Below are 22195 nucleotides of genomic sequence, written 5' to 3' on the forward strand. Positions count from 1 at the left end.
CTTAAACGGGTAATCTATGCAATTCAATATCATCTGGTGTAACGAAGATCAGCGGTACCTTTTCTACATCAACATAACTGCTATCCAGGCCAAAACTTCGCTCCTCAGATAAACTTAATTTCTTCAGGATAAAATAGTAATCCATAATCTGTCTCTCATAGAAACTCAATTTGGTAAACTTCGATAAATGTTTTTCCAAAAGTACAAACCTGAAATCGCCAGCAATTTTATGCTTGTTTAACGATGTATATTGGCTGGTAATATCAATTTCTCCATTTTTCACTAACTCTTCAACCACTTTGCGGTAAAGTAAATTTACACGCTGCTCAATCCTAAAACCCAACCTGAAGTCGATCCGGATTAACTTGCCTGGAATCAAAAACTCAACTTTATAATCTAAGGTATAAGGCTCATCCATTACATCAACATGCACTAACCAGTATACATCAGCGCGTTTCGGCTCCTTTTGAATAATGGAATAGATAATTTTCGATTCGATCTCCGTTTTAAAGTTGGCACTCGTTAAATAAACCAATTGTGAAGAGTATTTCGGAACTGATTCATCACTGCTCAATTCGGTTAGAATCTGATAGTAATCTTCAATTTCGACATATTTAACGAAACGGTTTTTGATCTTCCGGGCTACAAACCAACTCCACATCACCGTAAATAATAAGGAACCAATTAATACCGTTACCCAGCCGCCATGTAAGAATTTAGTTAAGTTACTGATCAAAAATGTGCCTTCGATAATGACGTAAGTAAAGAAGAACAAGGCTATTAAATATTTCGGGAAACGTCTGCTCCGCAGATAAAAACTCACCAGAATGGTGGTCATCAACATGGCTATGGTGATGGATAAACCATATGCCGCATCCATTTTCTCTGCCTTTTGAAACAGGAATACTATACCACAGCAACCAATCCATAACATCCAGTTGATGGAAGGAACATATAACTGACCTTTTGAAACTGATGGATAAATAATTTTGATTTTCGGCCAAAGGTTTAGGCGTACTGCCTCAGCAATTAAGGTAAATGAGCCACTAATTAAAGCCTGACTGGCAATCACTGCCGCCATTGTGGCCAATATAACCATCGGGATCTGAAACTGACTGGAAACGATCTGAAAAAATGGATTCATTTTCGCACCAGGAATATAACTGTCGCTGTTCTGCAAAATCCAAACGCCCTGTCCTAAATAGTTTAGTATAAGCGTAAGTTTCACAAAAATCCAACTGATTCTGATGTTATTTCTTCCACAGTGACCTAAGTCAGAATATAAAGCCTCTGCCCCGGTTGTACATAAGAATACCCCACCCAAAATTAAAAACGCGAGTTTATTGGTTACCAATAAATGGATGGCATAATAAGGATTAAACGCCTTGAGAATGCTAAAATCTTTGATCACAAAGGAAACACCCACAACACCAAGCACAGCAAACCAAACAAACATTACCGGGCCAAATAGCTTGCCCACCATATTGGTACCAAACTGCTGGATAATAAACAGAATGGTTAAAATGGTGATGACAATTGGAATAACCGGTACATCAAACTTACTGGTAAGCCCTTCAATAGCTGATGTTACCGTAATACTAGGCGTAATGATACCATCTGCGAGTAATGCACAACCACCTACAACGGCCGGAACAACCAACCACTTAGCCTTTTTGCGCACCAGTGAAAATAGAGAGAAAATACCACCTTCACCTTTATTATCCGCTCTAAGGGTGATAATAACGTACTTAATGGTAGTTTGTAGAGTTAATGTCCAAATAATACAGGATAAAACGCCCAAAACATTGGTGGGGTTTATATCCTGTTTACCCCCTAAAATTGTAGTAAAAATTGCATTTAAGGTATATAGTGGAGATGTACCAATGTCACCGAACACAATTCCTAAACTAATTAGAACACCGCCGGCGGTTAACGCGTTGACATTTTTATGATTTGACACTTCGTTGATATTTTAGTGCGGCAAAAGTAAACTAACTATAACAATTTAACAACCAAATTATTGTGTATTTTTAACACTATGAAAATTAAATTTTATTGTTAAATTGTGTTAAATTATGGGTTTTAAACAAAATGTTTAATTTCTTTGTTTTAAATTAATACATTTGCTATACCAATTTGATGAAACTCTACACTAAGATAACGTTACTCACAAAACTCGCCTGCACATTGTGCATGGTTTTGTTATGCAGCGTAAATTCTTGGTCGCAACAAACTGATAGCATTCACATTAGCTTAAAAAACAGAACAAAAAAAACAAGTCGCATTCCTGAAATTAAAGCCAATATTACGCCTTACAAACCTCTTTTTATGACAGCAGGCGGTTCAGGAATGTTCAATACTTATTCTACAGTGCCCAAAAATGTAACAGTGGTACCAAAAGATAAATTGTTGAGCATCATAAAAATATATCCTAACCCGGTAGAAGACCAGTTAAATATTATTTTAGCTATTGGAAAAGATGGCACCCAAACAACGATTAAAATTATCGATCTGTTGGGAAATGAAGTAGCAACACTTTTAAACGAACGTTTAAATGCCGGCGAGCATGCCAAAAACTTTGTTGTTCCTAACAGAATTAATCCAGGCATTTACTTTTTAAGGGTTATTGCAGGTTCAGAAAGCCAGGTAAAACGGATCTCAGTTTTATAACACCATTTTCTTTTCTATTTTTGATTGATGCGGGTTAATCCCACATTTATTTTCTCATATATTATAATTAACAATGAAAATCATCGCCATTGGCAGAAATTATGCAGCGCATGCAAAAGAGTTGAGTAACCCGGTTCCAACTAGCCCTGTAATTTTCCTGAAGCCAGATACAGCTGTATTAAAAGACAACAAACCATTTTACCTTCCCGATTTCTCTGATGATGTGCATTACGAACTGGAGGTCGTATTAAAAATCTGTAAAGAAGGTAAACACATTGCTGAAAAATTTGCAACTAATTATTATGATGAATTGGGTCTGGGTATAGATTTTACCGCACGGGATATCCAAACTAAACATAAAGAAAAAGGATTGCCCTGGGAGCTGGCGAAAGCTTTTGACAATTCAGCGCCAATCAGTATTTTTTTGCCTAAAAGCGATTATGCAGATCTCTACAATTTAAATTTCGAGTTAAAGATAAATGGCGAACGCCGACAGATCGGCCATACTAAAGATTTGTTATTCTCGTTCGAAAAGATAATCAGCTTTGTTTCTCAATATATCACTTTAAAAAAAGGCGATTTAATTTTTACCGGAACGCCTGAGGGTGTTGGAAAAATACATAAAGGCGACAAACTGGAAGCCTGGTTAGAGGGAAAGCAACTTTTAAATTTTGAGGTAAAATAACGAATGATTAAAAACCCGATCCGCTACAAGTTAAAATTTTACATTTCAATCTGCCTTTTATTTGTTACAACCTTTACCCGGGCGCAACAGATTTTCAGTAACAATAAATATCCGATTACCGATTTCAGACAACCTTTGGATATCACCCCTCCTGCCCTTGCAGGCTCTTTTGGCGAAATAAGAGGCAATCACTTTCATTCCGGAATCGATTTCAGGACCAACCAGCGCGAAGGTTATCCGGTTTATGCGGTTGCAGATGGATATATTTCGAGGTTAAGGGTGCAAAACAGTGGTTTTGGGCAGGCATTGTACATTCATCATCCAAATGGTTTTACCACGGTTTACGGCCACTTGCAACGCTTTGCGCCAAAAATTGCCACAATTGTTAAAAATTTTGAATATGAAAAAAAATCATTTGAGATTGATGAATTTCCTGATGCTACATTAATTCCCGTGCATAAAGGCGAAATTATTGCCTGGTCTGGTAACCGTGGCAGCTCTGGTGGCCCACATCTGCATTTCGAAATCAGGGACACCAAAACGGAAGAAACCATCAATCCGCAGTTTTTCGGGATCAACATTCCCGATAATATCCCCCCTGTTATCCATGGATTGTATGTATACCGTTTAAACGGTAAGGTTTTTAATGAAAACACACCAAAACAAGCCATTGGCATCATTGGAGCAAATGGTAATTATAAAATCACGGCACCAATTAACCTAACTGGCGAAGTTGGCTTTGGCATAGTGGTAACCGACAGGCATAATGGTTTATCAGGAACTAATGGCGTGTATTCTATTCAACTAGAGGTGGACGGTAAAAAAGTATATACTTCAGCCCTTGAACGTTTTGCTTTCGAAAACAGTAAAGCGATTAATTCGCATATCGATTATCCTACTTATTTAAATACAAAGAGAAGTATCCAAAAAAGTTTTGTTGAACCTGGCAACCCTTTAAAAATTTATAGTGGTTTGGTCAATAACGGCAGGATCAATTTCAACGACGGAGCTCCACACCAGCTTCGCTACATCATTACCGATTCGAAAGGAAACTCCTCTATCCTCCCTTTTACGGTAAATGCAGGGTTGGCAACTACTGCTGCACCTGTTCTTCCAACTGGAATCATTTATCCATACAATAAAGCAAACGAATTTAATACCGAAGATATTAAAGTGCTTTTCCCGCTCGGGACATTGTACAGCGATTTAAACTTCACTTATAAAAAGTTGCCTAAACCAACGGGTAATGCCTGGTCTGCCGTTCATCAGATCCATAACAGATATACGCCATTACACCTGGGATTCGATATCTCAATCAAGGCCGATAACCTCCCGGAAAATCTTCGGAGTAAAGCCTTAATCGTAAATTCAAACGGTTCATCGCAGGGTGGTTTTTTCGAAAACGGCTATGTTACAGCCAAGCCAAAAAACTTTGGCAGCTTTTATATTGCCACCGATACCATTGCTCCAAGAATAACACCTGTAAATATCTCCGAGGGAAAAAATATGGCTGGTTTATCTAAAATAATTTTAAAGATCAGCGATAATTTATCCGGAATAAAAAGTTTTAACGGTTATATCGATGGTCAGTGGGTATTAATGGAATTTGATGCCAAAACCGCAACACTTTGGCACAGTTTCGATGAGCGAACGCCATCAGGCAAACATTCGTTTGAACTGGTGGTTACAGATATGAAAGAAAACACAAGACGATACCCAATACATTTTTCCAAATAAGGGGTAAAAATGTTTTAAAATGTCATCTTTTAAATCTCTGCGAACAGTATAACAATTTAAACTGTTTACATTGCGGCATTAATTAACAGATCCATGAACATAAAAATTCAATCATTTTATATATGGCAGAATTAAAAGAAGGTGATCAGGCACCTGCAATTACATCAAAAGATCAAAGTGGAAACGAAGTTTCGTTGAGCGATTATAAAGGCAAAACAGTTGTACTTTATTTTTATCCAAAAGACGATACCCCGGGCTGCACTGCGGAAGCTTGCGATTTCAGAGACAACTATCAAGGTTTACAGGCCAAAGGTATTGTTGTTTTAGGCGTTAGCGTAGACGATGAAAAATCGCACCAAAAATTTGTAACCAAACATCAATTACCATTTACTCTACTGGCAGATACAGACCAGAAAATTGTAAATGATTATGGCGTTTGGGCAGAAAAAAACATGTACGGCAAAAAATACATGGGCACGGTTCGCACCACTTTTATTATAGATGGCGATGGAAAAATTATCCATATTATTAAAAAAGTTGACACCAAAAATTCAACACAGCAAGTACTCAATTTAATCAATAACTAATTATGATATAGCGGGTAAAATATTAACTTTGCTATGTAACAACAACCTCTTATTTTAATGAAACATACAATTAAAGAGCTAGAAGATATTGCCTCTCAAATCAGAAGAGATATCGTAAGAATGGTTCACGGATGTCAATCTGGTCACCCTGGCGCTTCGCTTGGATGCACAGATTTTTTTACTGCGCTATACTTTGAAGTGATGAACCACAAAACAGACTTCACGATGGAAGGTGCAGGTGAAGATTTATTCTTCCTTTCGAACGGTCATATTTCTCCGGTCTGGTATAGTACACTGGCTCATGCCGGTTATTTCGATAAAAGCGAACTGGCAACTTTCCGTAAACTAGATTCAAGATTGCAGGGGCACCCTACCACACACGAACATTTACCAGGCATCCGTATTGCTTCTGGTTCATTAGGTCAGGGCTTATCTGTGGCTATTGGTGCTGCATTGGCTAAAAAGTTAAACGGTGATAAATCTTATATTTTTGCGCTTTTAGGTGATGGAGAATTACAGGAAGGACAAAACTGGGAAGCAGCGATGTTTGCCCCATTTAATAAGGTTGACCATTTAATTGCATCAGTTGATTATAACGGACAGCAGATTGATGGCCCTACCAGTAAAGTGCTTGCCCTGGATGATTTACAAGCTAAATTTGAAGCTTTCGGATGGCACGTAATCAATACTGATGGTAATGATATGCAGGCTATAGTTGAAGGATTACATTATGCTAAAACCTTAACCGGAAAAGGTAAACCGATCTTAAATTTAATGAGCACACAAATGGGTGCCGGTGTAGATTACATGATGGGTTCACACAAATGGCATGGTACAGCGCCAAATGATGAGCAATTGGCAAAAGCATTAGCACAATTACCAGAAACTTTAGGGGATTACTAAATTAGATTGGAGACGACAGATATGAGATTTGAAACGAATTGTCGCCTGATCTCACATCTAAAATCTCATATCTCATATCTAAAACAAAATGAAAAAATATACATATACAGAAAAAAAAGATACACGTTCGGGTTTTGGAGCTGGCTTACATGAAGCCGGAAAGAAAAACGAAAATGTGGTTGCATTATGTGCCGATTTAGTTGGATCGCTTAAAATGGATGCTTTTATTAAAGATTTTCCGGAGCGTTTTACACAGGTTGGTATTGCAGAAGCTAATATGATTGGTATTGCTGCAGGGATGACCATTGGTGGTAAAATTCCTTTTACAGGTACTTTTGCCAACTTCTCTACTGGCCGTGTTTACGATCAGATCCGTCAATCGGTAGCTTATTCTAACAAAAACGTTAAAATTTGCGCATCTCATGCCGGATTAACATTAGGGGAAGATGGTGCAACACACCAGATTTTGGAAGATATCGGCTTAATGAAAATGTTGCCAGGAATGGTGGTGATCAATCCTTGTGATTATAATCAGACCAAAGCAGCAACTATGGCCATTGCTGAGTACGAAGGTCCGGTTTATTTACGTTTTGGCCGCCCGGTAATCCCTGTATTTACAGATCCGGATCAAAAATTTGAGATCGGTAAAGCCTGGATGGTGAACGAAGGCACGGATGTAACCATTATTGCTACCGGCCATATGGTTTGGAAAGCAATTGAGGCGGGAGAAAAATTAGCTGAATTGGGTATAGATGCCGAGATTATCAACATCCACACCATTAAACCTTTGGATGACGAAGCCATCTTAAAATCAGTTAAAAAAACCGGATGTGTGGTTACTTGCGAAGAGCATAACAAATTTGGCGGATTGGGCGAAAGCGTAGCACGTTTGTTAACAACTGAACTGCCAACTCCACAGGAGTTTGTAGCCACCAACGATACTTTTGGCGAAAGCGGAACACCAGATCAATTAATGTCTAAATATGGTTTGGATGCCGTAAACATTGTTGAAGCAGTTCAAAAAGTAATTGGCAGAAAAAAATAGATTTGAGATATTAGATATGAGGTTTGAGACATCAATCAAATCTCATATCTCAATTCTCACATCTCAAATCTATATATAATGAAACAAGTTGAAGATTCAGAAATTCTTGCCATGTTTGCTGTTGAGCATACGCGTAATGAAGCCTTTAACCTGTTACTAAAAAAATACCAGCAAAAAATATACTGGCACATCCGCAGGCTGGTTTTAAACCACGATGATTGCGATGATCTTTTGCAGGAGGTATTTGTTAAGGTCTGGAAAAATCTTGATAAATTCAGAAGCGATTCGCAGCTCTATACCTGGATTTACCGCATTGCTACCAACGAATCGATCACCTTCTTAAATAAACAAAAGCAGCGTAACAATACACCCTTGGATGAGGTATCATCCGAACTTGCCGATAATCTGGTGGCATCATCCTATTTTAACGGCGATAAGCTCCAGCTTAAACTGCAAAAAGCCATCCTCACCTTACCAGAGAAACAAAGGATTATCTTCAATATGAAATATTTTGATGATATGAAATATGAAGAGATTTCAGAGGTATTGGGAACTTCGGTAGGTGCATTAAAAGCATCATTTCACATTGCTGCCAAAAAAATTGAAGCTTTTATTACAAATGATGAAATAGACTATTAAACCTTTTCGCATTAATTGTATCATATATCTGTGATGAACGAAAATATAGAAAATAACGATTGGATGAATGAAGCTCCTGCACTTGCTGCTTTGGAGAAACGTAATCCTTTCTCCATTCCAGATGGATATTTCGAAAATTGTGAAGAGGCTATTTTTTCTGCCATATTCTTAGATGGATTAAGACAGAAAACAGATAAAAACAATTTTGAAGTTCCGCAGCATTATTTTGAAGATTTAACGGAACGCATACAGACCCACATTGCCCTATCCGAAATTCCGGGAGCAGAAAAGGCTTTTACAGTGCCTGATAATTATTTTGATACACTGCAAAGTAGAATTGCCGGTAAGATTGCCAATACATCCAAACCCCGGAGAGAAGCCAAAGTTATTCCTTTATGGAGAAGAAATATCGTTAAATATGTAAGTGCAGCCTGCTTTTTATTGTTGGCCTCATTTAGTATTTATTTTTACCAAAGTGGATCAGTTTCTGTCAGTCAGTCATCACCATCTGCAGAAGCAATGGTAAATGAGCAATTATTGTATGACATTGACGAAAGTACGATCATTGATCATTTAGAGACACAAAATACAACCTCATCTAACATAAAAACAGCTTCTGCGTCAGATACAGAAATGGAAAACTATATCTTGAGCAATTTCTCGTCAGGGGATTTAGCTCAGGAACTAAACAATTAATACAGAAATGAAGAATTTACTTTTTGTTGCTTTAATGTTTTTGTTACCCACTACCTTACTGGCACAAAGACCAAGAGGAGAAGAAATAGAATCGCTTAAAATAGCTTTTTTTACTCAAAAACTGGATTTATCACCAGATGAAGCGAAGATTTTCTGGCCAATTTATAACGATATGCAGGCAGAACTAAATAGCTTGCACAAAGAACGCATGCAGAAAATGATCTCTTTCAGAAAAGTGGACGAAATTGATAACTTAACAGATGCGCAGGTACAGAATTTAATTACCAGTGAATTTGATTTTAAGCAAAGAGAGCTTAATCTCAATAAAAAATACTACAGCAAGCTTAAATCTTCTCTGCCCATAAAAGTTGTAGGCAAATTTTATCGGGCACAGGAAGGTTTTAAACGCGAGTTGCTCAATAGGTTTAAAGGCAGTCAAAAACCATAACCAAAAAGACTTACATTACTGTAAGTCTTTTTGGTTTAATTATTTAATTGACATTGATACATTAAACAAAATATATCTTCCCAGAATTGAAGAGGAATAATTAGAAGAATATACTTCATTAACACTTAAAGTGGTAAAAGCTTTAAGGTTAGCAAGATTTTTACCCTGGATACTATACTTAAAATTCCCCTTGATAGGATTAAACTGTAGTTCTGTATCAATTAGATCAAAGTTTTGATTATTTACATCATATCTATTGTAGGAAGAAATATTAAAAATCTGATCATTGATCTTATATCTATACTCAAATGTATATTTAAAGGACTTATTATTAACAATTTGTTCTCCCTCACTACTAGTGGAATTAATTTGTAGTTCGGTTCCTATTCCAAAGTTTATGGGCAAGTTGAATCCCGTATTTATTTTTAATGACCCCGCTTGATTAAAAGTCTTATATTCTTTTACTATACTAACTGCTTTACCATAGTAAGTAGAGAGAGAGGGGGCGTAATTTGCAGTAAATGACATGGATAAAACTGGAAAGAACTTCTTTGCGCTAAAATTGGCTGTTATTGTTTTAACCCCTTTAAATGGTTCTTTTTTAGCATAATTTAAGGTGTTTAAGAAAAAGTTAGTGTAAAGAAATCCATATTGACTATAACTCCCATTTATTGCCAAATTGAAATTAAAATAACTGTTATCGAAATCATTTAAATTATAATTCATACCTAGATTATGCGTATTATAGTTATAAAAATTGTTCAATCCACTATTTATATTCCGCAGATTGGTAAGTATATAATTTTCATAATATTCAATCGGCTGGGGATTAGAATTTTTATAATTATAACTTAAAGAAATACTTTGTACATCGGTTAACTTATAAAAAAAAGATAAATTTGGTTCAAAAATCAAATAAGTACTATCCTTCCCCATGTTTTTTAGTAGCTGAACCGTTGACTTTAGTTGCATTAATATCTTTATGGGCTGATTATCGTAAACATATTTACCCGTAATATAGATTTGGTTTAACTTAAAGAGATTCTCATTGATGAAATCATTCCCAATTGATACTTGATTATTTTGAAATCCACCAAAGAGATTTGATTTTAGTTTAAAATAGTTAATTTCATTACCTAGATTTAAGTAGAGAAAGCTGGTATGATATCTCTTTAGTCCCTCAAAATCAAACTTGAATTTAAAATTATCATTATTTACTACTTGGTATAAATTTCGGCTTCCATTAAATATGGGAACATTCTGATAAAGCTGTGAACCTGTTTGGTAATTTTGATTCATATCATAGGTTGAAATCCTTAACGAAAGCAAATAGGCAGTTCTTTGATTTGTTTTGACAGTGTATTTCATCTGTGCATCAAAATTTCTGTTTAAATCATCCTGATTTTGAGAAACACTGTCACCAGCTACATTATTATATATCGAAAAAGCGGAACTATTAAATTGCTCAGTCGCTTGTTTATATGTAAATTTAGACCTGAAACGAGCATTGCTTTTAACCAAGTAATCCGTACTAAAATCACCTTTAAATGTTCTGTTTAAACTGGTCCTATTATCGGTGTCTTCCGTGTAAATCGAATTTGGAGGAAAATAAATATTCTGCAAATATGATTGCCCGTAAAGTTTAATCCACGAATACAGCAGTGCATAGCTGATCTTGAACCTGTCCGTCACTCTTGTAACGGCATTTATAGTTCCCTGAGTTGTATTGTTAAGGGTAAATGAAGTTGCATCAAAAGGATTGTAGGTACCAACCTCATGACGGATAATTTGGTTATTACCTATAAAAGCACTATTCTCATCTATAAGATCTGAGGCCTTGCCATTTGTTGCTGTATTTAAATTATTGTGGTTAGCAAAGGCAAATGCTTTGGTTTTATTAATAAAAGACATCAGGTTTGCAGACAATACGTTTCTATGGTTTGTACCTAAACCGCCGTCGATGCTCCCTATTATCTTTTTAGCTTGCTTATTTTTTACTTTAAGGTTTAAAACAATATCATCGCTGTTAATAATGCCCTTAAGCAGATTATCTTCGACATAATGTTCTATAGCCTGTATTTGTTCAACAAACTCGGGCCTTAGGTTTTTGGTAATGGCTTTATATCCCCCCCCGGTTAAATCATCCCCCTCCAATAATACTTTGCTGATTTTATTACCTTTAAAAAAGATCGTTCCGTCTTTATTGACTTCAATTCCAGGCATCTTTCTTAAAACGTTTTCCAGGTTTCTATCCTCAGGACTGGTAAAACGCTGAACGTTATAGGTTGTGGTATCGTTATTTACCTGAATGGCATTAGGCGCTTTAATATAAATTTCATCAAGCTGTTTTTTATCTTCTTTTAAATTGAAATTGTAATGAAAACTAACTTGTTTTATAAGATCAGTTCGACTTACAATTAACGTATCTCTTTTATAACCAATATAGGCCGCAATTAAAAAGAATTTATCGGATTCGCCTATTTCACCGCTAAGTTTATAATTCCCTTCTTCGTCAGAAAAACCATAAATTAAAATATCTTCGTTTCCAAAAGTTTTGAGTTGAATCGAAGCAGCGGGAAGTTTATCGGTTCCAGAGATTACTGAACCAGTTAACCGTACAGATTGTGCTAAAGAAAGATGGTGTGTAAAAACAATAAACAAAAAGATGAAATATTTGCACATTAAAATTTCTCTTGTTTTTCGGGCATATGTAAGTCTATTGTCCCAGTAATGCCTTCGGGTGTGGTTTGTTCAACTCTAGATAATCTAATATAATCTTCAATTTTTTTCCTGTACAAAGTTCTAAATTCCTTATAAGTAACAACTTTATCTTTTTCATAGGCTACAGGAATGCCAATTACATTATTTTCAAATCTTGCCTTCAAATCAACACCTGTTAATTCGTATACAAAATCAGATGCGGTGTCTTTAACCATAACGATTAAGCCAGGCAAACCACAAAATTTCCACGGTCCATTTTGAATAGGAACATCTTCGGTATACCAGGCTTCATATAACCTCCCTCTAAATGCGGTTTCTGCTTTTCTACAATTAAAATTTCCTATTTTCTTCTTTTCCTTTAAAATTCTCCATTTAAAATTATTTAAAGTATCCATTAATATTACTTTTTTAGTGCCAATATAATCGGATAATAATAATTTTTTTCTCGAGAAGTCTTTGAACACAAAGGTTGGTTTTCCTGATTTAAGTACCCTAACTTGATTTAAATCATCGCCTTGATTGTTACCACTTTGATTTTTTTGTTTAATCCTTAGTTCTACAGAATTCAACTTATCAAAATAGATAATTAAATTCTGTTGCATCTCTCTGCTAAGATTTTTCTCATTAACGGTCAGTTTATAACTAATAGTACCTTTTTGCGCTTTTGCACAAAACGAATGAAGAACAAAAATTAAAAGCAAAAAATTTAATAAATATTTTCTACGCACAATACATCATTTAAGATTTGACAGACAATTTAGTTCGTTTACACCACAATCAATGACATCCTAGTTTACGATAGACCGTCTTATTGAACTGAAACGTAAACGAACTACTAACTTTTGATTAAGTTTCACTATTAAAAAATGAGCTACTACCAGTAGCTTTGAAGTAAAGTACCTCGCAATACTGCCGCATGTTCAGGTGTATTGGCTAACCCCCAGATAACACTCACCAGTTTCATTTACTTCGGAAAAACTGAACTGTCACCAGTAGCCATATGGTAAAACGACCTGGCAAGCCCTAATGCATGTTCACATGTATCCGCTGACACGTTAGCTGGCCCCCAGATAACTGCACCATCTTCGTCTACAACGGTATAATGTACCGTACATTGCCTTAGGTTTGAAAAATCCACTTCAGCAAATGTTGCTAAACTCATCAAACACATCATTCCAATAAATAATAATTTTTTCATGTCTTTTAGTTTAAAATAATTAGATTAATAATTTCAAACCTATTTTATAAAAATCTAAAATAAAATTTTCCGTACCAATTACTATCTAATAAACATGAACAGCTCATTAAAGGACATGAACGACCATTTTACTTTTTTTTCGAATTTTATAAATTTGCAAAACTGTAACACAACTATTACTTTAGCATTAATCAATTCTAAATAAAAATGACTACTCTAACGATCACTAGAAAATATGTATACCTGCCTAGCAATTGATGATGAATTTCCTGCGCTGGAAATCATAATTGATTATATTGCCCTGCAGCCCAAACTTAAATTACTCAAGTCTTACTGTAGTGCACCAACTGCACTAAAAGAGATTGAGAATCTTAAAAAACCTGTTGATGTGATTTTTCTTGATATCGAAATGCCAACAATGAACGGCCTCGAGCTTGCAAGATTAATTAAACACAAAACCAATAAGTTGGTATTTACTACTGCCCATGCCAATTATGCCATTCACTCCTATGAAATGGAGGCAGATGCTTTTCTCTTAAAACCAATTTCACAGGCAAAATTTGATCAAGTTATTCGGAGATTGTTTCAAAACCCTCCAAATGTGCAAACAGAAAAAGCTAATGATTATGTTCTTTTAAAAAGTGATGAACAAAGAAACAGATTTATTAAAATCAAATTAGATAAAATTTATGCGATAGAAGCCCAAGAGAGATTAACTAAAATATACCTTGAGCATGAGATAATTTTTTCGAGGTCAAGCTTTTCTGAGGCATTAGCACTGCTGACCAAAAATAAAGGTTTTTCCCAGATACACAGATCATTTATTATTGCAGAAAGTCAAATTAAAACCTTAGAAAGGTCATATGTCATTTTAAATAATAATCATAGGATTTCTATTGGCAGAAAATATCTGGATTTTTATCATAAAATGTCGATGAAGAGATAGGATCCTTCTTAAATCCGTACTTTTGTGCCATGCTTACTCAACGTCAGTTGTTTTTACAACATAATGCACAAACCTCTCCGGAACCCCTGATGCTCGAATTTGTAAGGGCAAAAGGGATCTATATTTATGATGCGCAAAATAAAAAGCACATTGATCTTATTGCCGGTATCGGTGTAAGTAATGTTGGCCATTGCCATCCCGCAGTAGTAAAAGCCATTCAGGACCAGGCAGAAACCTATATGCACCTGATGGTTTATGGCGAATATGTTCAAACACCGCAGGTCAATTTTGCCAAAGCCCTGGCCGAAATTTTACCGGAAAGCTTAAGCTGTACCTACTTTCTAAACTCCGGAACTGAAGCCGTAGAAGGTGCCATGAAACTGGCCAAACGTTATACCGGCCGCAAAGGATTTATTGCCTGTAAAAATGCCTATCACGGTAGTACGCAGGGTGCTGAAAGTTTAATGGAAAGTGATTTTTATTCTGCCGGTTACGGTCCCTTTTTACCTCATGTAAGTTTTATTGAGCATAATAACCTAAATGATCTCGAAAAAATCACTTCAGACATCGCAGCTGTTTTTATTGAGCCTATACAAGGTGAAGCTGGGATAAGGGTTGCCGATTTAAGTTATATGCAGGCTTTAAGAGCAAAATGTAATGAAACAGGTACCTTATTAATTTTCGACGAAATACAATCGGGCTTTGGCCGCAGTGGCAAAATGTTTGCTTTTGAACATTACCAGGTTGTACCAGATGTATTGCTACTGGCAAAAGGAATTGGCGGCGGAATGCCAATCGGGGCTTTTATCAGTTCGTTAGAGATCATGTCAGTATTGTCGCATACGCCGATCTTAGGCCATATGACTACCTTTGGAGGTCATCCTGTTTGCTGCGCTGCCGGATTAGCTACTTTACGCACCTTGGTAGACGATCATATTGTTGATGAAGTAGAAGAAAAAGGCCGGTTGTTTAAACAGCTTTTAAAACATCCTGCAATTAAAGAAATCAGGGGCAAAGGTTTAATGCTTGCCGTGGAGTTTGAAAATTTCGGGGTCAACAAGAAAATTATTGATGCCTGCATTTTAGATGGCGTATTATCAGACTGGTTTTTACATTGCAGCAATTCTATGCGGATAGCTCCTCCATTAATTATAACGAAAGAAGAAATTAAAGAAGCTTGCAAGACGATATTAAAAAACATTAACTTAGTTGCAGGGTAAACACGTAGCGCTGAGCGCAAAGCATGGCGGTAAAAAATTAAAATAAAGTTAGCTGGAATGAATGTATTAATCGTTGAAGATGAAAAAAGCCTGGCGCTTGAAATGGATGAATTCCTGAGTAAAGAAGGATTTATTGTAGAGCATGCCTGGAAAAAATCTTCTGCTGAAGAAAAGATATTTGTAAATAATTACGATTTCATTTTATTAGATCTGGGGTTGCCTGACGGCGATGGTTTCGAGATTTTGAAACAGCTGAAAGCCATGAAAGACCGCGATGATGCCGTAATCATTTTAACCGCCCGTAGTGCCGTTGATGACCGGATTAAAGGTCTTGATGAAGGAGCAGATGATTATTTACCAAAACCATTTTCACTAAATGAACTTTTGGCGCGTATGCATGCCATTACGCGTAGAAAACATAAGTTAGAAAAAAATGAGGTCAATGTTCACCATTTCTTACTCAATATCCAGAACAGAACTGTTTCTTTTGGCGATGAAAGATTAAACCTGACTAAAAAGGAGTTCGAGATATTTAACTACCTGGTGTTGAATAAAAACCGTGTGGTGTCTAGAATGAGTTTAACCGAGCACGTTTGGGGTGATATTTTAGAAGTTAATTCTGATTCAAACTTTGTAGATGTACATGTTAAAAACCTGCGAAAAAAACTCGCCGGCGTTACACCAATAGATTGGTTTGAAACCGTAAGAAGTATAGGGTATAGGATTAATTGCTAAAAGTCCGGAAGTCAAGGGATCTGAGGTCGGAAGATTATGATGTTGATCGTTTAATAGCTGATAAACGATAGCCAAACAGCCAATAATAATTAATGGAGAATAATTTCAGTAATTATTTTTTTATAAACGGATGCTTTTTAACTATGAACCATTAACTATAAAACCATGAACCATAACTTCAGTTTGAGCACATTTTGTGGTTAGTGCTGAGCGTCAATTAAACAATTAACCCAAAAATAACTAAACCTTCATCCATCATACATCAAACATCATCCATCTTAATGAAGTTACAGGTTAAGTTTTCTTTATATAATGCAGTAACCAAAGTGGCCATCATACTGGTATTAGGCGCCATCATCCTATTTTCATTAGATAGATTGGCTTATAACCAGCTGGATAACCGTTTGATTAAAAAGAAGAATAAAATCATCAAACATTTAGATGATAATGAGATCGATAGCCTTTTAAATAAAGAACAATCTTTTACCGACTATAATATTCTGAAAGAAGAATTTATTGTATTAACAGTCCTTCCCGACAATCAAAAAGATTCTACTGCAAAGGTATTTACTGAAAAAAGGGAGATTGAGGGTGATATTGAAGTATATCGCATCTTAAACTATAAATTCTCTTATCATAAAAACTGGTACAACCTGGAGATCGGAGAAACCATGACAACACTTCAGTCTATTAAAAATTCGATCCGTTTTTATATGCTGATTGTACTTGTTGCTGCATTGTTCATTACCCTCGTGGCCGATTATACGTTCTCTAATTTTTTACTGAGACCATTTTACCGCATTATTGATAAAAAGATTAACCTGGTTGATGATCCTACTCATTATAATTACCAGAACATCCCCACCAGCACGAGTGATTTTAAAATTCTTGATAATAGCATCAACTCGTTAATGCGTAAGATAAATACGCTTTTCGCTTTAGAAAAGCAGTTTATTGCTAACGTTTCGCATGAGCTGCTTACCCCTATTTCGATTTTAAGTACACGATTTGAAAATATGCTCAATACACCAGACATTCCTGTTGAGCATGAAAATAAGATCTATGCCTCATTAAAAACGCTGAACCGCTTAAAGTTGATTATCAATAGTTTGTTGCTCATTTCGAAAGTTGAAAATAATCAGTACCTAAAAACAGAAGAAATTAGCCTTAAACAAGAAATCGATGATATATATGAAGATCTGGAAGACCGGATAGCGGATAAAAATATTAATTATAGTGCCCAGCTTTCAAAAGACTTCCATTTTACCGGGAACAAAGCACTGATCCATACGCTATTGATCAACGTCATCAACAATGCAATTAAATACAATGTTGGTAGCGGAACTATTACCATAACTGACAAAACCGAAAGTGAAAAATACATCCTCACCATCAGCGATACCGGAACGGGCATGAGCGCCGCATTGGTTGAAAATGCTTTCGATCGTTTTAAAAGAGGGAATTCAGAAGAAAATGGCTTTGGTTTGGGCCTTGCCATTGTGCAAAGTATTGCCCGGTTCCACAAAATAGAGGTTGATATAAAATCTGAAGAACAAAAAGGCACCCGCATTTCCTTATCTTTTACGATATAGAACTCTCTGTTACGGTATCAACACTATAAAAAAGTTTATGCCTACCTGTTTCAAGAATCATCTATACTATAAAAGTCTGGATTTTGATTTGAAGGTCGGAATCAGCGCAAGAATTTTTGGCAGGGGCTTTGCTTAAAAATAAAAATCAATCCGATAACAAAATGAAAAACATGTTCCCAGTATTAGGCCTTGCCACTTTATTATTAGCTGCATGCCAGGGCGGTACCGCTAAAAAAACGCAGGCCAAAATAGACTCTACCATTGTAACCAACGCCGAAAGCGCACCAGATTCGGTTCAATGTTATCAATACATTAAAAACCGCGATACGGCTACTCTTTCGCTAAAAAGTGAGAATAACAAAGTAACAGGCACTTTAGGCTATAACTTATACGAAAAAGATAAAAATGCAGGCACTATAGCCGGGATGGTTAAAGGTGATACCATAATTGCTAACTACACTTTTCAATCTGAAGGCAAAACATCAGTAAGAGAGGTGGCCTTTTTGAAAAAGGGTAATCAGCTGGCAGAAGGGTTTGGTGACGTACAGGAAATAAATGGCGAAAGCAAATTTAAAGACCTGAGCAAACTAAAGTTTGATGGATCGATGACTTTCGAAAAAATTGATTGTAAATAATAATTCGTCATCTTCATCCATAATCGATAAAAATGCAGGCACTATAGCCGGGATGGTTAAAGGTGATACCATAATTGCTAACTACACTTTTCAATCTGAAGGCAAAACATCAGTAAGAGAGGTGGCCTTTTTGAAAAAGGGTAATCAGCTGGCAGAAGGGTTTGGTGACGTACAGGAAATAAATGGCGAAAGCAAATTTAAAGACCTGAGCAAACTAAAGTTTGATGGATCGATGACTTTCGAAAAAATTGATTGTAAATAATAATTCGTCATCTTCATCCATAATCGATAAAAATGCAGGCACTATAGCCGGGATGGTTAAAGGTGATACCATAATTGCTAACTACACTTTTCAATCTGAAGGCAAAACATCAGTAAGAGAGGTGGCCTTTTTGAAAAAGGGTAATCAGCTGGCAGAAGGGTTTGGTGACGTACAGGAAATAAATGGCGAAAGCAAATTTAAAGACCTGAGCAAACTAAAGTTTGATGGATCGATGACTTTCGAAAAAATTGATTGTAAATAATAATTCGTCATCTTCATCCATAATCGTCGGCGGAAGTGGAGAAATCTGTTGTCTAGTACCATAGATTTTTCTACTTCGTTGCATTTGGCTCGCAATTCACATAAATATTCCGGGCAGTGATTACTTTTGTTTATCCCGAGCATTGATTTATAAATCCTCAAATCTTTCCCAAAACCCATCAACAGGTAATTTGGCGAAGATATTTACAGGTTCCTTTTTTACCGGGTGCATAAATTGTAACCGACGGGCATGCAGGCAAATACTTCCTTTTCTGCTCCCCCGCGGATAACCATATTTATTGTCGCCCATAATCGGGCAACCCATTGAGGAGAGCTGAACCCTGATCTGGTGTGAGCGGCCTGTTAACGGATCAACTTCCAAAAGATAATAATCACCTACCTTAGCCTTTACCTTATAAGAAAGTTCTGCACGCTGACTACCTGTAACTTCAGTATGATAATAAGAAACTACATTTTTCTGTGGATTTTTAACCAGCCAATGTATTAATGTGGCTGACTCTTTCTCTGGCTTGTTCTTCACCACAGCCCAATAGGTTTTCTTTACCTCCCTGTTTTTGAAAACGGCGTTCATGCGTTCCAAAGCCTTACTTGTTTTAGCAAACAAAATTACACCGCTCACCGGGCGATCTAAACGATGTACCACCCCTAAGAAAGCACCATTGGGTTTATTGTATTTTTTAGCAATATACTTTTTTACCTGTTCATCCAATGGCTCATCACCAGTTTCATCAACCTGTACAATATCACCTGCCCTTTTATTAATGGCGATTAAATGATTATCTTCAAAAAGGATGTCGTTATCAGTAATGGGCATCAGTTAGTTCATTGGTTCATCCGTCATTAGTTCATTTGATAATGCAAATCTTGTAATGCGAAAGTGTATTGGTTAATCGGTTAGCTGCTTAATTATTAAAGGTTGGACGGTTATCTGCGCCTTAAGAAACGCCAAACTCAAAACGCCCAACTCCAACTTAATACTGTTCTTTTTCGTTCGGGAAATCATTTCCCTTTACATCACGGATATACGATTGTGCTGCACCCAAAATTTCATCGTAAAGGTTAATATATTGGCGTAAAAAGCGCGGCTTAAATCCTTTGGTTAAACCGATCATATCATTTACCACCAAAACCTGTCCATCACAGTCTGGTCCGGCGCCAATGCCAATAGTTGGAATATGTAGGCTTTCTGTCACTTCTTTACCTAGTACAGCAGGAATTTTTTCCAATACAATAGCAAAACAACCCGCAGCCTGTAAAGCCAAAACATCGGTTTTTAACTTATTTGCCTCTTCTTCTTCCTTTGCACGAACGGTATAGGTTCCAAATTTATAAATAGACTGAGGAGTTAAACCCAAGTGCCCCATTACAGGAATTCCTGCCGTAATAATACGCTGAACAGATTCGATAATTTCTTCTCCGCCTTCCAGTTTAACACCATGAGCACCTGATTCCTTCATAATCCTGATCGCCGAATTCAAAGCTTCCTTCGAATTTCCCTGATAGGAACCGAAAGGCAGATCGACTACAACAAATGCGCGTTTAACCGCTCTGATTACAGATGCAGCATGGTAAATCATCTGATCAAGGGTGATGGGCAAAGTTGTTTCATGACCAGCCATTACATTCGAAGCGGAATCGCCAACCAATAAAACGTCCAATCCTGCATCATCGAGAATGGTTGCCATCGAATAATCGTAGGCGGTCAACATCGATATTTTTTCACCACGCTGTTTCATTTCCTGTAAAATGTGCGTGGTGATGCGTTTGATTTCTTTATGTACCGACATGGAATTTATTTTGTGTTGCCAAAAGTATTGTTTTTTCTTTAAAAAGGCATAAGGTAAAAGGTTTAAGGTTTAGGGCCAATCAACCTGATACCATATACACTCAACCTCCAACCTTATTTCACTTTTCTCTTTACATTACAAATCTTAAACGCTATCTTTGTACCCCGAAATGGAAGGGATATATTCATCTTTTTTTGCCCCCTGCAAATACGGCTTTAATGCCGAAAGCCATTGTTTTTTCAACTCTTTTTTAAATCAAAATCCATATTGTAATTACCATGACTAACTACACCAAGTTACCTGCGATTTTATTACTGGCCGACGGCACGGTTTTTTACGGCAAAGCAGCCGGAAAAATTGGAACCACCACTGGCGAAATTTGTTTTAATACCGGGATGACAGGTTACCAGGAAATTTTCACAGATCCAAGTTATTTTGGACAGATAATGGTTACCACCAATGCACATATCGGTAATTATGGTATCCATAAAGATGAAATTGAATCTGGTTCAATCAAAATTGCTGGCTTAGTGTGCAAAAATTACAACATCGTTTATAGTCGTAAAGAAGCAACAGAATCTATTCAGGATTATTTCCAGAATGATAACCTGGTTGCTATTGCAGATATAGATACACGTGCACTGGTGCGCCATATCAGAGATAAAGGCGCTATGAATGCGATTATTTCTTCTGAAATTACCGATCTTGATGAATTAAAACAAAAACTGGCCGAGGTACCCTCAATGGAAGGTTTAGAGCTTTCTTCTCAAGTAAGTACCAGCGAACCCTATTTTTACGGCAACCCTGAAGCAAGCTTAAAAGTGGCAGCCCTTGACTTGGGTATTAAGAAAAACATTTTGCGCAGCTTTGAAAACCGCGATATTTATGTTCAGGTTTTCCCGGCTAAAACCACTTTTGCCGAAATGGAAAAATTTAGCCCTGATGGCTATTTTATTTCAAACGGTCCTGGCGATCCTTCCGTAATGCCTTATGCAGTAGAAACGATCAAAGAAATTTTATCGGTTGACAAACCATTATTCGGGATTTGCTTAGGTCACCAATTATTGGCCGAAGCTAATGGTATCGGAACCATGAAGATGTTTAACGGTCACCGTGGATTAAACCACCCGGTTAAGAATATTATCAAAAACCACTGCGAGGTCACCTCACAGAACCATGGTTTTGGTGTAATACCTGATGAGGTTCGAAACTCAGATAAAGTAGAAATTACACACGTTAACTTAAATGATAAATCAATTGAGGGGATCCGTGTTAAAGGTAAAAAAGCATTCTCGGTTCAATATCACCCGGAATCTTCTCCAGGCCCACACGATTCACGTTACCTGTTCGATGATTTTGTTGATGTAATGAAGGGTGAATTGACCTGGTAAACAATTAGTTTTTCTA

At 36.5% G+C, this 22195-nt stretch carries 23 protein-coding genes; 17 read left to right on the forward strand and 6 right to left on the reverse strand.

Features of this window, described 5'->3' with window-relative positions; all coding sequences use genetic code 11:
- Position 1: 1 nt before the first annotated feature.
- Positions 2-1960, reverse strand: coding sequence for a KUP/HAK/KT family potassium transporter (locus ABEG20_RS12515; RefSeq protein ID WP_406823674.1), 1959 nt, complete (start codon positions 1958-1960; stop codon positions 2-4).
- A 179-nt stretch (positions 1961-2139) separates the two neighbouring features.
- Between ABEG20_RS12515 and ABEG20_RS12520 the strand changes: the two genes are divergently transcribed.
- From ABEG20_RS12520 to ABEG20_RS12560, 9 genes are all read left to right on the forward strand, one after another.
- On the forward strand, positions 2140-2670 hold the full coding sequence (locus ABEG20_RS12520) for a T9SS type A sorting domain-containing protein (protein WP_406823675.1): 531 nt from the start codon (positions 2140-2142) through the stop codon (positions 2668-2670).
- Between the two features lie 73 nt (positions 2671-2743).
- Entirely contained in the window at positions 2744-3355 is a 612-nt protein-coding gene (locus tag ABEG20_RS12525) for a fumarylacetoacetate hydrolase family protein (RefSeq protein WP_406823676.1), read from the forward strand.
- Positions 3356-3358: 3 nt separating this feature from the next.
- Complete coding sequence (locus tag ABEG20_RS12530) at positions 3359-5092, forward strand: M23 family metallopeptidase (protein WP_406823677.1); 1734 nt, start codon at positions 3359-3361, stop codon at positions 5090-5092.
- A 122-nt stretch (positions 5093-5214) separates the two neighbouring features.
- Entirely contained in the window at positions 5215-5679 is a 465-nt protein-coding gene (gene bcp / locus ABEG20_RS12535; RefSeq protein WP_406823678.1) for a thioredoxin-dependent thiol peroxidase, read from the forward strand.
- A 57-nt stretch (positions 5680-5736) separates the two neighbouring features.
- A complete protein-coding gene (locus ABEG20_RS12540) occupies positions 5737-6582 on the forward strand; it encodes a transketolase (RefSeq protein ID WP_406823679.1) in 846 nt (281 codons plus the stop codon).
- Positions 6583-6670: 88 nt separating this feature from the next.
- On the forward strand, positions 6671-7627 hold the full coding sequence (locus ABEG20_RS12545) for a transketolase family protein (protein WP_029274068.1): 957 nt from the start codon (positions 6671-6673) through the stop codon (positions 7625-7627).
- 78 nt (positions 7628-7705) lie between these two features.
- The gene (locus tag ABEG20_RS12550; RefSeq protein WP_406823680.1) at positions 7706-8266 is read left to right on the forward strand and encodes an RNA polymerase sigma factor; all 561 of its coding nucleotides are present in this window, start codon (positions 7706-7708) and stop codon (positions 8264-8266) included.
- Between the two features lie 33 nt (positions 8267-8299).
- Positions 8300-8962 carry a hypothetical protein gene (locus tag ABEG20_RS12555; protein ID WP_406823681.1) on the forward strand — a complete coding sequence of 221 codons (663 nt, stop codon included), beginning with the start codon at positions 8300-8302 and terminating at the stop codon, positions 8960-8962.
- Positions 8963-8969: 7 nt separating this feature from the next.
- Positions 8970-9410 carry a hypothetical protein gene (locus ABEG20_RS12560; protein WP_406823682.1) on the forward strand — a complete coding sequence of 147 codons (441 nt, stop codon included), beginning with the start codon at positions 8970-8972 and terminating at the stop codon, positions 9408-9410.
- Positions 9411-9449: 39 nt separating this feature from the next.
- On the opposite strand, the gene ABEG20_RS12565 is transcribed toward ABEG20_RS12560, so the two are convergent.
- The 3 genes from ABEG20_RS12565 to ABEG20_RS12575 form a co-directional block, all read right to left on the reverse strand.
- Entirely contained in the window at positions 9450-12092 is a 2643-nt protein-coding gene (locus ABEG20_RS12565; RefSeq protein ID WP_406823683.1) for a hypothetical protein, read from the reverse strand.
- Complete coding sequence (locus ABEG20_RS12570) at positions 12092-12859, reverse strand: GLPGLI family protein (RefSeq protein WP_293744324.1); 768 nt, start codon at positions 12857-12859, stop codon at positions 12092-12094. Before ABEG20_RS12570 ends, ABEG20_RS12565 begins: the two co-directional genes overlap by 1 nt.
- A gap of 236 nt (positions 12860-13095) precedes the next feature.
- Positions 13096-13329 carry a hypothetical protein gene (locus tag ABEG20_RS12575; protein WP_406823684.1) on the reverse strand — a complete coding sequence of 78 codons (234 nt, stop codon included), beginning with the start codon at positions 13327-13329 and terminating at the stop codon, positions 13096-13098.
- Between the two features lie 235 nt (positions 13330-13564).
- Here ABEG20_RS12575 and ABEG20_RS12580 point away from each other — a divergent pair, with 235 nt between their 5' ends.
- The 7 genes from ABEG20_RS12580 to ABEG20_RS12610 all read left to right on the forward strand — a co-directional run bounded on the left by ABEG20_RS12580 (position 13565) and on the right by ABEG20_RS12610 (position 18981).
- Entirely contained in the window at positions 13565-14275 is a 711-nt protein-coding gene (locus tag ABEG20_RS12580; protein ID WP_406823685.1) for a LytR/AlgR family response regulator transcription factor, read from the forward strand.
- Positions 14276-14304: 29 nt separating this feature from the next.
- Positions 14305-15495 carry an aspartate aminotransferase family protein gene (locus ABEG20_RS12585; protein WP_406823686.1) on the forward strand — a complete coding sequence of 397 codons (1191 nt, stop codon included), beginning with the start codon at positions 14305-14307 and terminating at the stop codon, positions 15493-15495.
- A gap of 57 nt (positions 15496-15552) precedes the next feature.
- On the forward strand, positions 15553-16230 hold the full coding sequence (locus tag ABEG20_RS12590) for a response regulator transcription factor (RefSeq protein WP_406823687.1): 678 nt from the start codon (positions 15553-15555) through the stop codon (positions 16228-16230).
- A 281-nt stretch (positions 16231-16511) separates the two neighbouring features.
- The gene (locus ABEG20_RS12595) at positions 16512-17822 is read left to right on the forward strand and encodes a sensor histidine kinase (RefSeq protein ID WP_406823688.1); all 1311 of its coding nucleotides are present in this window, start codon (positions 16512-16514) and stop codon (positions 17820-17822) included.
- Between the two features lie 170 nt (positions 17823-17992).
- Entirely contained in the window at positions 17993-18457 is a 465-nt protein-coding gene (locus ABEG20_RS12600) for a hypothetical protein (RefSeq protein ID WP_406823689.1), read from the forward strand.
- On the forward strand, positions 18444-18719 hold the full coding sequence (locus ABEG20_RS12605; protein WP_406823690.1) for a hypothetical protein: 276 nt from the start codon (positions 18444-18446) through the stop codon (positions 18717-18719). Before ABEG20_RS12600 ends, ABEG20_RS12605 begins: the two co-directional genes overlap by 14 nt.
- The gene (locus ABEG20_RS12610; RefSeq protein ID WP_406823690.1) at positions 18706-18981 is read left to right on the forward strand and encodes a hypothetical protein; all 276 of its coding nucleotides are present in this window, start codon (positions 18706-18708) and stop codon (positions 18979-18981) included. The genes ABEG20_RS12605 and ABEG20_RS12610 overlap by 14 nt, the downstream gene beginning before the upstream one ends.
- Positions 18982-19128: 147 nt before the next feature.
- Here ABEG20_RS12610 and ABEG20_RS12615 read toward each other — a convergent pair whose 3' ends face one another.
- A complete protein-coding gene (locus tag ABEG20_RS12615) occupies positions 19129-19815 on the reverse strand; it encodes an RluA family pseudouridine synthase (RefSeq protein ID WP_406823691.1) in 687 nt (228 codons plus the stop codon).
- A gap of 157 nt (positions 19816-19972) precedes the next feature.
- A complete protein-coding gene (panB, locus tag ABEG20_RS12620) occupies positions 19973-20788 on the reverse strand; it encodes a 3-methyl-2-oxobutanoate hydroxymethyltransferase (RefSeq protein ID WP_406823692.1) in 816 nt (271 codons plus the stop codon).
- Positions 20789-21066: 278 nt separating this feature from the next.
- Here panB and carA point away from each other — a divergent pair, with 278 nt between their 5' ends.
- Positions 21067-22179 (forward strand): glutamine-hydrolyzing carbamoyl-phosphate synthase small subunit, encoded by a 1113-nt coding sequence (gene carA / locus ABEG20_RS12625; protein ID WP_406823693.1) that lies wholly within the window; start codon positions 21067-21069, stop codon positions 22177-22179.
- Positions 22180-22195 lie beyond the last annotated feature (16 nt).

Source organism: Pedobacter sp. KACC 23697, from assembly GCF_045348445.1.
Taxonomy (GTDB): Bacteria; Bacteroidota; Bacteroidia; order Sphingobacteriales; family Sphingobacteriaceae; genus Pedobacter.